Raw genomic sequence first — 10,859 nt, 5'->3', positions numbered from 1 at the left:
ACGGGGTCTCCCGTATATCCCCCACCCATTGTCTTATTGGGGCACGTGCCCGGCGTGCCCAACCACGTCGTTAACACCACCGTCTCGGGCGCCCCGGGTTAACCCGCTGGGGCCCGCCCCATTTCAGGATCAGACGGCCGGAACCGGTTCAGTGGCAACCACGGCCGGGCGAGCGTTCCGCAGGACGCCGACGCCGAGCAGGGCGAGAGCGGCTGCGGCCCAGCACAACAGGACCGTCAGCGGACCGACGATGGAGGCATTGCCGAAAAAGGCGACCGAACGCAGCAACGTCGCGGCGGCACCGGGCGGCAACAGCTGACCGATCGTGCCCCACGGCCGCGGGAGCAGTTCCGGCGCGGAAGTGGCTCCGGAGAACGGATTTCCGATCAACAACATCGCGAGCCCGGCAATTGCGATCCCAGCCCTGCCGATAGCAGCCGCGAGCCCGGCCACGGTCCCCGCGACCGCGAAGGACACCAGCGCGCTGATCGACGCCATCGTCGAATAAGAACCCGGCAGCAGGTGCAGCCAGCCCTGCACGATCGACATACTCAGCAGCCCACCGGCAATGGCGAACGTAGCCAGTCCCACGGCGCGAGCGCCGAGCGACGACACCAGCAGACTCAGCAGCACTCCCCCGGCCAGCCCGGACATCACCAACGGCAGAACCATTGCCCCGAACCCGGTCCCACGCGGATCATGCGGATCAGCGGCAACCACATCCTGCACCGGTGCAGCCTGCGCGCCGCCCAACTGCTGTGCGAACCCCGTGAGCTGCTGAGCCACAATCGGACTCGCCGCCGACGCGATCAATACCCGGGACTGCCCGCCGGTCAGAATGGCCCCGTACACATCCCGACTCGCGATGGCATCGCGCGCAGCGGATTCGTCTGCGACGGTACGGATATCGAACCCGCCCGGCTCGCGGGCATTCAACTGCTGGGCAACCGCATTCGCCTGCGGCCCGCTGACCGCGATCGGCAGATCACGGGGTGCGATGCGGGCGGCCGGCCAGGCGAAGGCAGTGAGCATGAGCGCCTGAATGGCCGCCGCCGCCAGCCCCAACGCAACGGCGCGCCGGACCACTCCCGACTGCCGCGGCGGACGGCCGATCGGAGAGCGCCCGGAATCGGCTCGGGGGGCGGTGGGATTCGCGGCGGGGTGCGCTGCATTCGCGGTCGGTTGAGCCGGGGTGAGGTGGGTGAGATCCGAGGGGCGACGTGCCGAATTCATGTCAGCTCCAAAGAAAGCGGAGGTTCGTTCTTTTTTATTGGGACAAGGCTGACATCGAGCTGTCAGCTTGTCAAGAACGGATATTCGTTTTACTTTGGGCGCATGCCCAGAGTCAGCGAGGAACACCTGGAACGCCGTCGGCAGCAGATCCTCGATGCCGCCCAGACCTGCTTCGCCCGCAAGGGTTTGCACGCCACCACCATGCAGGACGTCTTCGCCGAATCCGGGCTCTCCGCGGGGGCGGTGTACCGCTACTTCAAATCCAAGAACGACATCATCGAGGCGCTGACCACCGAGGCCACCGTGGATCTGCGCGACGCCCTCAGCGAGGCCGTCTACAGCGATCCGCTGCCCACTCCCCCGGATCTCGTCCGCATCCTGAGCGAGGCCATCGTCCGGCTGAGCGCCCCCGGCGGCCCGGTCCACATCATCCCGCAGGCGTGGGCGCTGGCGCTGACCGATGCGAATATCGCCGACTACGTCCGAACCAATATCCTCGCCATCCGCCGGCTCTGGTTCGACTACGCCAACCGCATGCGCGATGTCGGCTGGCTGCCCCCGGACGCCGACACCGACGCGGTCGCCAAGATCTTCCTCGGCCTACTGCCCGGCTTCATCCTGCAGCACCTCATCCTCGGCGACGCCGACCCGGAAACCTTCGCCCGCGGCATCACCGCGATCCTGCCCGACTACCGCCGGGCAGCCGCGGCCGAGCTCGCCTAGGGCAGCAGCAGACCCTGGCGGGCGCGGCCGGCACCCGAGAGCGCCAGCAGGATGATGGTGGCCAGCGGCTCGTCTTCCAGACCGGCGGCCGGGAAGGTGTAGCGCAGGATGATGTCGGCCTGCTTGTCCCGCGCCACCAGAGTCAGCGTGCCGAACTGCAGGGCGGCATTGCGTTCGGCAACGCGCTTGTGCAACTGCGGTTTCAGCGGACGATCCCAGGCCAGGATGCACATCAGGGCCAGCACGTCGAGGCCCGGTGACAGGTTCACGCCGCGCAGCGAGCACAGCGCGCCCTCGTATTCGAAGCCGAGGCCGCCGTTCTCCTCGGCCACCGCCGCCACGCCGTAGCGCAGCAGCACGGCGCGAGTACGCTCCTGCAGTTCCTCGGCCGGAGTGAGTTGATCGGTCACTTGACACCTCCGAAGCGGCGGTCACGCTTGGCGTACTCCAGGCAGGCGTCCCAGAGGTTGCGGCGATCGAAATCGGGGAAAAGCGTTTGCTGGTAGACGAATTCGGCGTAGGCGGACTGCCAGATCAGGAAGTTGGAGCTGCGCAGTTCGCCGGAGGGGCGTAGGAACAGGTCCACATCCGGCATATCGGGTTCGTCCAGGTAGCGGGCGACGGTCGCCTCGGTGACCTTCTCCGGATCCAGTTCACCGGCAGCCACCAAGCGCGCGATTTCCCGTGCGGCATCGGCGATCTCGGCGCGGCCACCGTAGTTCACGCACATGGTGAGGGTCATCACCGTATTGTCCTGCGTGAGCTCCTGCGCGACCTCCAATTCCTTGATCACGCTGCGCCACAGGCGCGGTCGCCGTCCCGCCCAGCGCACCCGCACGCCCATCTCGTGCATCTCGTCACGGCGGCGGCGGATCACATCGCGGTTGAAGCCCATCAGGAAGCGCACCTCGTCCGGGCTGCGCTTCCAGTTCTCGGTGGAGAAGGCGTAGGCCGACAGCCATTTCACGCCCATCTCGATGCAGCCCTCGACGGTGTCCATGAGCACCGCCTCACCGCGCTCGTGCCCGGCCGTGCGCGGCAGTCCGCGGTCCTGCGCCCAGCGCCCGTTACCGTCCATCACCAGCGCCACATGCCTGGGCACGAACTCCGCCGGAATGGCCGGCGGCTTCGCCCCCGACGGATGCGGCGACGGCGGCCGCACAACACGCTGCTGCTCAGTCGAAGACTTCCGAGTACCGATCACGCCCACCATCCTGCCCGACGCGCCTCAGCGTCGAACGCCACCCACACCATTCCCCCGGGACCTCCACATTTCCTCCACTCACCGCTCAGCCGGGGAGGCCGTCGAGGTAGACGCGGTAGGTGCCGAACGGCAGCGACGCGTCGTAGACGAGGTCGCCGGAGGGGGTGAATTCGGAGATTCGGGGAGTCATGCCCCAGCTGACGAGGGTGTTGCCGTTGGGGAGGGATTCGGCGTTGCCCATGGCGGGGGTGACCAGGCCGTCGGGGTGCTGCTGATTGCGGATCGAAGTGGCGGTCTTGGCCGCCGGGTCGATGTGGATCCATTCCACGCTCGACTTGCCGCGCGACTCCACACCACTGGAGTTGTTGTTGAACAGGCGCAGGGTGGTGGCGTCGGTGAACTCGGCGTCGTGCTGGAAGGCGAACTGCACATCCGGATCGGCGGTCAGGGTCGGATGCTTGCCGCCGAGCTGCCAGCGGACATCGCCGGTGTTCGGGTCGATATCGTAGACGGCGGCCGTATTGCGCAGCGACACAACCAGATTCCCCGACGGATCCAGGCTGATCGAGTTCATGTGATACGGGTCGTAGACGTCACCGTTGATCTTGCCGTTCGTCTCCGACTCGCTCAGCGGCACATGCTCGGCCGCGCTCCAACGGAACAGCTGCTTGCCGGTGGCGACGTCGATGACGAGAGCGACGGTGTCGAACATCTTGCCGTTCGCCGGTCCGCCGATGGCGGTGAGATCGGCGTCTACCTGCGGGTACGAGGTGAGCAGGGCGTGTCCGTCCGGGGTGAGCCGGAATTCGTGGACGTCCGCTCCCGCACCGCCCGGATCCACCGTGGCGAGGACGTTGAAGTTCTCGTCCGCGATGATCCCGACGCCGGACCCGTGCCCGGCCACCGTGCTGCCCTGCCACCAGGTCAGCACCTTGCGGCCCTGGTAGGTCTGCGTGCGGAAGTTCGAAACATCCTGTCCCGCAGGCGGTTCGTAGCGCTTGATCTCCTTGCCGGAGCGGTCGGCGATGACATTCGCCGGTCGGCCGCCGGGCAGCACCTGCGCCACCGTTCCCAGGCCCGGAACCAGGGCCGCGGCACTCACACCGGTGGTGTAGTACAGGAATCCGTCTGCCACGCCGGGCTTTTCGACCCGCACCGAATAGGTGAGCCCACCGAAGGGCGAACTCGGCAGGATCGGATCGGCGGCCGCGGTGGCGGCGAGCACGGCGGTGACGGTGAGAGCGGCGGCCAGCGGGGCGGCCAGGCGAGCATGGGGGACGGACACGCCGTGAACTTTAGGACAGCTAACGTTCGAGGTCGCTGTATCGAATCTCACTGATCCTGAACGCCGTTCGCGCGCCCGCTCACCGAGACTCACAGGGTCAGCCAATGGCGGCCGTGGCACGTCCCACCGGCTCGTGGGCCCGCTCCGCCGATTCGCGCTCCCGCTCGATCGCCTCGTGCGGGCGGGTGCGCTCGATCAGCGGGAGCGTGCGCAGCTGACGTTCCAGATGCCACTGCAGATGCGCCGCGATGAGACCGCTGGCCTGGCGGCGGTGAGTGTCGGGGACCGCGGCGACGCCGGACCAGTCGCCGCGTTCGAGGGCGCAGAGGTGGTCGAGGACGCCGAGCATCGGAGTGGCCGCGCCGGGCGGACGGCAGTGCACGCAGACCGCGCCGCCCGCGGCGACGTGGAACGCGCGATGCGGACCCGGGGTGGCGCAGCGGGCACAATCGGCAAGCGCGGGAGCCCAGCCCGCGAAACCCATGGCGCGCAACAGGAATGCGTCGAGAATCAGTTCATGAGGCTGCCGGGCGAGAGCGATCGCCCGCAACGCGCCCGCGGTGAGAGTGTGCAGCCCGGGTGCCGGAGCACCCTCCTCACCCGCCAGCCGCTCGGCAGTCTCGAGCACCGCGCAGGCGGTGGTGTACCGGCCGTAATCCGCGACGATGTCCGCGGCGAAGGTCTCGACCGTGTGCACCTGGGTGACGGTGTCCAGATTGCGCCCCGGATGCAACTGCACATCCACATAGGCGAACGGCTCCAACCGCGCCCCGAACTTGGACCGCGTGCGCCGCACCCCCTTCGCGACCGCCCGCACCAACCCGTGCTGCCTGGTCAGCAACGTGACAATACGGTCCGCCTCGCCCAGCTTGTGCTGGCGCAACACCACCGCATGATCCCGATACAACCGCACCGCAACAGTCTTGCACGCGCAACCGACCGCACGACGCCGAGTCACCGGGCGTGTGCGATTAGAAGTTCATTGGCGGCCGGTTGGCGCCTGCCCCGATGCTCATCGAGACAACCGAGGCAGCAGTTCCACGGACCCGCATCGGAGGCACCATGACCCGTCGCACCCCTTCCGCCGATTCCCGCTGGGCGGCCGCACCCTCCGCCCCACGCTCGATGCGTCGCACCCGCCCGAGCTCCACGACCCCACCCGCCCCGGCGGCTCAGGCCCACGACACGACCGCTCCGATATACCGCTGCCGACGCGGTTGATCAGTCGTGCACACCGAGATCCGGCCCTGAGTGGATGGGCCGGATCGTCCGAGACATCGGCCGCATCCTGCCCGCGATGCCGATGAGGCGTGATCGGCCACTGCCCGGCCGATCACGCCGTCCGGCGTTGGACGTGTGACCAGAATCGCGCTAGGTTACCCACGGGTACGAAAGAGACGGGATTCACATGACGATGGCGTCGGTCGGCGAACTCGGGTTGGTAGAGCTCGCAGCGGCATTGGCGGACGGGAAGGTCACCTCGGTGGAGGCGACGACGGCCGTGCTGGATCGGATCGAGGCGAGTCAAGCGGGGCTCAATGCCTTCCGGATCGTGCGGCGCGTCGAGGCGCTCACCGAGGCCGCGGAGGCCGATCGCAAACTCGCTGCGGGGCAACGGGATCCACTGCTGGGTGTGCCGCTGGCCATCAAGGACGACACCGATCTGGCAGGGACGCCGACGGCGTTCGGCTGCGGTGGCGAGTTTCCCGCGAAAACCGAAGACGCCGAATCGGTTCGGCGGCTGCGCACGGCCGGGGCCGTGATCGTCGGTAAGACCAACACCTGTGAGCTGGGGCAGTTGCCGTTCACCAGCGCGGACAGCTTCGGGCACACCCGCAATCCGTGGGGCGCCGAGCACACCCCGGGCGGCTCGTCCGGCGGCTCCGGCGCGGCCGTGGCAGCCGGATTGGTGCCCGCCGCACTGGGTTCCGACGGTGCGGGCTCGGTGCGCATCCCCGCCGCGTGGAACAACCTCGTCGGCATCAAGCCGCAGCGCGGCCGCATCTCCACTTGGCCGCTGCCCGAAGCCTTCTACGGCCTCACCGTGAACGGCCCGCTCGCCCGCACCGTCGCCGATGCCGCCCTGCTGCTGGACGCCGCCGCCGGACCGCACCCCGGCGACCTGCACACGCCGCCCGCGGTGCGCGTCTCCGACGCCGTCGGCCGCGACCCGGGCCGCCTGCGCATCGCCCTGTCGCTGCGAATCCCGTTCACCGCCACCAAGACCGAGCTGGACCACGAGGTCGAGGCCCGTGTCCACGCCACCGCGAACACGCTGCGCCGCCTCGGCCACGAAGTGGTCATCGCCGACGTCCACTACGGCGTCCTCGCCGGCGCGAGCTTCCTCCCCCGCTCCCTGACCGGCGTCAACCAGGCCCTGCAACGCCTCCCGGGCGCCCAGGTCGACCCCCGCACCACCCACAACGCCGCCGTCGGCCGCCTGCTCTCCCCACTGCTGTTCGCCGCCCGCCAAGCAGAACCCTTGCTGCGCAAGCGAATCGGCCGAATCTTCAACGACTTCGACCTGGTCCTGGCCCCCACCACGGCGACCCCGCCCCCGGGCGTCACCGAGATCGACGGCATCGGCAACTGGGCCACCGACGAACTCATCACCGCCGCCTGCCCTTACACCTGGCCCTGGAACGTCCTCGGCTGGCCCGCAGTGAACATCCCCTCCGGCTTCACCGCCACCGGCCTCCCCGTCGGCTCCCAACTCATGGGCCCCGCCAACTCCGAACCCCTCCTGGTTTCCGTTGCCGCCCAACTGGAATCGGAATTGCAGTGGCACAAGACCCGACCGACCCCGTGGTGGCCCTGACCGACTCACCACGCCAGTCTGTGTCCGGGCTGCCCTACCCGCAGTCCTCCGGTGAGCCCCGCCGCCCTAGCGCCTGACACTCTGCCTCGTCCCGGCGTCGGGCCCGCCCCACCCGTCATCCCGGCCGGAATGGCTATGAGGTGGATTGACAAGGCACGCAACGCGAGGCCCCACAGGGCGGCCACGGCAAAATGACGAGACGCCCCTCCCAGAATCGGGAAGGGCGTCGCCAGCGGTTTGTTCGGCTACGTCAGAAGCCGAGCTTGCCGAGCTGCTTCGGGTCGCGTTGCCAGTCCTTGGCGACCTTCACGTGGAGGTGGAGGTAGATGCGGACGCCGAGGATGTGTTCGATCTGCTTGCGGGCGTTGGTTCCTACCTCTTTGAGGCGGGCGCCGCCCTTGCCGATGATGATCGCCTTCTGGCTGGGGCGTTCGACGTAGAGGAGGGCGTGAACGTCGAGCATGCCCTCGTGGGTGCGCTTGCCCTCGGTTTCGGGTTCTTCGTTCTCCTCGCGCTCGAGGATGTCCTCGATCACCACCGCCAGGGAGTGCGGGAGCTCGTCGCGGACGCCTTCGAGGGCGGCCTCGCGAATGAGCTCGGCCATCAGGACTTCCTCGGGCTCATCGGTGAGTTCGCCGTCCGGATAGAAGGCGGGGCCTTCGGGCATCTGGGAGGCGATGACGTCGATGAGCACCTCGACCTGTTCACCCTTGACCGCGGAGACCGGCACCACCTCGGCCTCGGGGCCGAGCAGCGCGGAAACGGCCATGAGCTGGTGGGCGACCTGGTCGCGACTCACCTTGTCGATCTTGGTGACCACACCGAGCAGCGTCGTCTTCGGGGCCATGGTCTTGATCTGGTCGACGATCCAGCGGTCGCCGGGGCCGATCTTCTCGTCCGCCGGAATGCAGATGGCGATGACGTCGACTTCCGAATACGTATCGCGCACCAGGTCGTTGAGCCGCTGGCCGAGCAGCGTGCGCGGGCGATGCAAACCGGGGGTGTCCACCAGGATCAGCTGCGCGTGCTCGCGGTGCACGATGCCGCGAATGGTGTGCCGCGTGGTCTGCGGCCGCGAGGAGGTGATGGCGATCTTCTGCCCCACCATGGCATTGGTCAGCGTGGACTTGCCGGTATTCGGCCGCCCCACGAAACACACGAAGCCGGAACGGAATTCGACCTCCGCACCCTGATTGTCCTGGCCGCTCACTCGAACACCTCCGATTCCGTATCCAAATCCAAGGCGGACGGGACATCCCGTTCGCCTACCGCATTACCCGCCTGGGGCCGCAGTGCCGCGATGGGATTCTCGACGCCGTAATCGCCGTCACCCTCCAGCACCTCGAACACCGCACCCTTGACATCGGTGAAAATGACTCGGGCGGAGAGCGATACCTCCCGCACCGCCGTGACACCCGGATCCGACAGTTTGCTCGCGACCACCACGGCCGCCTCGAAACCCTCGGCCCCACTGGAGATCGCGGCCGCCACCGCCGCCTGCAGCGCGGTCAGCCGCAGTGCCGTCAGCTCGACCGTCCCGGCCGCATAGGTGCGCCCGTCGGTGTCGCGCACGGCCGCGCCGCCGCTGCCACCCGTGCGGCCCATGGCGCCACGGGCGAGGACCAGCAGCTTGTTGTCCTCGGCATCCAGTTCAGTCATCGGCCTCTCCGTCCTCGGGTGCGCCGCTGATCGGCTCATGTTCCGCGGGTTCGTTTCTCGTCTTCTCGGGGGCCTTGCGCACCACCACCGTGTGGATCCGCATGCGCCCCCGCGCGTCGGCCCCGCCCTCCCCCTTCAATTGCAGACCCTGCACGACGGCCTTGGAACCGGGCAGCGGGACACGGCCCAGGGCGTGCGCGAGCAGGCCGCCGACGGTGTCGACGTCCTCCTCCTCGATCTCGATATCGAACAGTTCGCCCAGGTCGTCGACCGGCAGCCGGGCCGAGACCCGGTAGCGGCCGCTGCCGATCTTCTCGATCGGCGCGATCTCGTCCTTGTCGTACTCGTCGGCGATCTCGCCCACGATCTCCTCGAGAATGTCCTCGATGCTGACCAGTCCGGCAATTCCGCCGTATTCGTCCACCAGCAGCGCCATATGGTTTCTGCGGCGCTGCATTTCGTCCAGCAGCGCGTCCAGCGGCTTGGAGTCCGGCATGAACACGGCGGGCCGCATCACCTGCCGCACCTTCACCTTCCGGCTGCGATCCGCGTACGGGACAAGGTCTTTGAGGTAGACGACGCCGAGAATGTCGTCGACGTTCTCGCCCACCACCGGAATTCGCGAATGACCCGACCGCACGGCCAGCGACATCGCCTGCGCCGCGGTCTTTTCCGCCTCGATCCACACCATCTCGGTGCGCGGCACCATGACCTCGCGGGCGGGGGTGGTGTCGAGTTCGAACACCGACTGGATCATCCGCCGCTCGTCGGCGTCCACCACGCCGCGCTCCCCGGCCAGATCCACCACTTCGCGCAGCTCGATCTCGGAGGCGAAGGGGCCGTTGCGGAATCCCTTACCGGGCGTGATCGCATTACCGATCAGAATCAGCAGCCGGCTGATCGGGCCCAGCAGCGAGCCGATCGCCTGCAGCGGCAGCGACGCACCCAGCGCCAGCGAATACGCGTGCTGACGGCCCAGGGTGCGCGGGCCCACACCGATCACCAGATAGTCGATCAGCACCATGACGGCCGCGGTGATCAACAGGGCCGCGGCCTCGTCCAGCCAGTCCATCAGGACCGCCGCCAGCAGCACCGTCGCCGTGATCTCACACGTAAGACGCAGCAGCACCATGAGATTCACATAGCGCGGCCGATCCGCGATGATGCGCGCCAGCCGCGCGGCGCCGGTGCGGTCGGCGCGCACCAGATCCTCCACGCGCGCCGGAGAAATGGTGTTCAGCGACGAATCCAACGCCGCGAACACCCCACCCGCCGGGACCAGGACGATCGCCAGCAGGAGCAGAACGAATGAATTCACGCCGGGCCCAGCGGATCACCGGTGGTATCGGTGAATCCGGTCTTGCCCAGCAGCGTCTGATCGCGCTCGGCCAGTTCGGCGCGGCGCAGCTCCTGGCGGACATGCTCGTACCAGCCCTCCAACAGCGAGGCCTGCAGCGCGAACATCTCCTTCTCCTCCTCCGGCTCGGCATGGTCGTAGCCGAGGAGGTGCAGGACGCCGTGCACGGTCAGCAGCGCCAGCTCGTGATCCATGGAGTGCCCGGCCTTCTCGGCCTGCTGGGCCGCGAATTCCGGGCAGAGCACGATATCGCCGAGCATGGACGGGCCGGGCTCGGCGGCGTCCGGCCGCCCGCCCGGCTCCAGCTCGTCCATGGGGAAGCTCATGACATCGGTCGGACCGGGCAGGTCCATCCAGCGCATGTGCAGATCCGCCATGGTGTCGAGATCGACCAACACCATCGACAGCTCGGCCGCCGGATGGACATCCATCTGGGCGATCGCGAAACGCGCGACGCTGACCAGTTCCTCTTCGGATACTTCGATACCCGATTCGTTGGCGATCTCGATGCTCACCCGAACAGCCTAGTGGTCACCGTCGGCGCAGCCGTCCTCAACCCGCGCACGGCCGGAGCGCAGGC

Annotated in this window: 10 protein-coding genes and 1 pseudogene; 2 read left to right on the top strand and 9 right to left on the bottom strand. The window is 68.1% G+C overall.

Features of this window, described 5'->3' with window-relative positions:
• Positions 1-129: 129 nt before the first annotated feature.
• Positions 130-1,233: a hypothetical protein gene (locus ACFXHA_RS27415; RefSeq protein ID WP_379361586.1), complete on the bottom strand. Its 1,104-nt coding sequence runs from the start codon at positions 1,231-1,233 to the stop codon at positions 130-132.
• 102 nt (positions 1,234-1,335) lie between these two features.
• Here ACFXHA_RS27415 and ACFXHA_RS27410 point away from each other — a divergent pair, with 102 nt between their 5' ends.
• Positions 1,336-1,956: a TetR/AcrR family transcriptional regulator gene (locus ACFXHA_RS27410; protein WP_379361584.1), complete on the top strand. Its 621-nt coding sequence runs from the start codon at positions 1,336-1,338 to the stop codon at positions 1,954-1,956.
• On the opposite strand, the gene ACFXHA_RS27405 is transcribed toward ACFXHA_RS27410, so the two are convergent.
• The 4 genes from ACFXHA_RS27405 to recO form a co-directional block, all read right to left on the bottom strand.
• Positions 1,953-2,366, bottom strand: coding sequence for a hypothetical protein (locus ACFXHA_RS27405; RefSeq protein WP_379361582.1), 414 nt, complete (start codon positions 2,364-2,366; stop codon positions 1,953-1,955). The genes ACFXHA_RS27410 and ACFXHA_RS27405 overlap by 4 nt on opposite strands.
• Positions 2,363-3,169, bottom strand: coding sequence for an isoprenyl transferase (locus ACFXHA_RS27400; RefSeq protein WP_379361580.1), 807 nt, complete (start codon positions 3,167-3,169; stop codon positions 2,363-2,365). Before ACFXHA_RS27400 ends, ACFXHA_RS27405 begins: the two co-directional genes overlap by 4 nt.
• A 76-nt stretch (positions 3,170-3,245) precedes the next feature.
• A complete protein-coding gene (locus ACFXHA_RS27395; RefSeq protein ID WP_379361578.1) occupies positions 3,246-4,445 on the bottom strand; it encodes an arylsulfotransferase family protein in 1,200 nt (399 codons plus the stop codon).
• A gap of 97 nt (positions 4,446-4,542) precedes the next feature.
• Complete coding sequence (gene recO, locus ACFXHA_RS27390) at positions 4,543-5,358, bottom strand: DNA repair protein RecO (protein WP_379361577.1); 816 nt, start codon at positions 5,356-5,358, stop codon at positions 4,543-4,545.
• A 495-nt stretch (positions 5,359-5,853) separates the two neighbouring features.
• Here recO and ACFXHA_RS27385 point away from each other — a divergent pair, with 495 nt between their 5' ends.
• The gene (locus ACFXHA_RS27385; RefSeq protein ID WP_379361575.1) at positions 5,854-7,263 is read left to right on the top strand and encodes an amidase; all 1,410 of its coding nucleotides are present in this window, start codon (positions 5,854-5,856) and stop codon (positions 7,261-7,263) included.
• A 250-nt stretch (positions 7,264-7,513) separates the two neighbouring features.
• Here the strand turns inward: ACFXHA_RS27385 and era are convergent, their stop codons facing one another.
• From era to ybeY, 4 genes and pseudogenes are all read right to left on the bottom strand, one after another.
• The gene (era, locus tag ACFXHA_RS27380; RefSeq protein WP_379361573.1) at positions 7,514-8,473 is read right to left on the bottom strand and encodes a GTPase Era; all 960 of its coding nucleotides are present in this window, start codon (positions 8,471-8,473) and stop codon (positions 7,514-7,516) included.
• 131 nt (positions 8,474-8,604) lie between these two features.
• A pseudogene (locus ACFXHA_RS27375) lies at positions 8,605-8,922 on the bottom strand (cytidine deaminase); the annotation flags it as partial.
• Positions 8,915-10,240, bottom strand: coding sequence for a hemolysin family protein (locus ACFXHA_RS27370; RefSeq protein WP_379361571.1), 1,326 nt, complete (start codon positions 10,238-10,240; stop codon positions 8,915-8,917). The pseudogene ACFXHA_RS27375 and the gene ACFXHA_RS27370, both read right to left, overlap by 8 nt.
• Positions 10,237-10,794 (bottom strand): rRNA maturation RNase YbeY, encoded by a 558-nt coding sequence (gene ybeY / locus ACFXHA_RS27365; RefSeq protein ID WP_379361569.1) that lies wholly within the window; start codon positions 10,792-10,794, stop codon positions 10,237-10,239. Before ybeY ends, ACFXHA_RS27370 begins: the two co-directional genes overlap by 4 nt.
• Between the last annotated feature and the right edge of the window lie 65 nt (positions 10,795-10,859).

It is taken from the genome of Nocardia sp. NPDC059240, assembly GCF_042753865.1.
Lineage (GTDB): Bacteria > Actinomycetota > Actinomycetes > Mycobacteriales > Mycobacteriaceae > Nocardia.
The sequence above is the reverse complement of the archived record's forward strand: the minus strand, read 5'-3'. Positions and strand labels throughout refer to the sequence as shown.

What these genes read in the sequence shown, in the direction of transcription:
- ACFXHA_RS27410 (WP_379361584.1), top strand. Translation starts at nt 1,336, where the DNA reads ATGCCCAGAGTCAGCGAGGAACACCTGGAACGCCGTCGGCAGCAGATC.
- ACFXHA_RS27385 (WP_379361575.1), top strand. Translation starts at nt 5,854, where the DNA reads ATGACGATGGCGTCGGTCGGCGAACTCGGGTTGGTAGAGCTCGCAGCG.
- ACFXHA_RS27400 (WP_379361580.1), bottom strand. Translation starts at nt 3,169, where the DNA reads ATGGTGGGCGTGATCGGTACTCGGAAGTCTTCGACTGAGCAGCAGCGT.
- ACFXHA_RS27415 (WP_379361586.1), bottom strand. Translation starts at nt 1,233, where the DNA reads ATGAATTCGGCACGTCGCCCCTCGGATCTCACCCACCTCACCCCGGCT.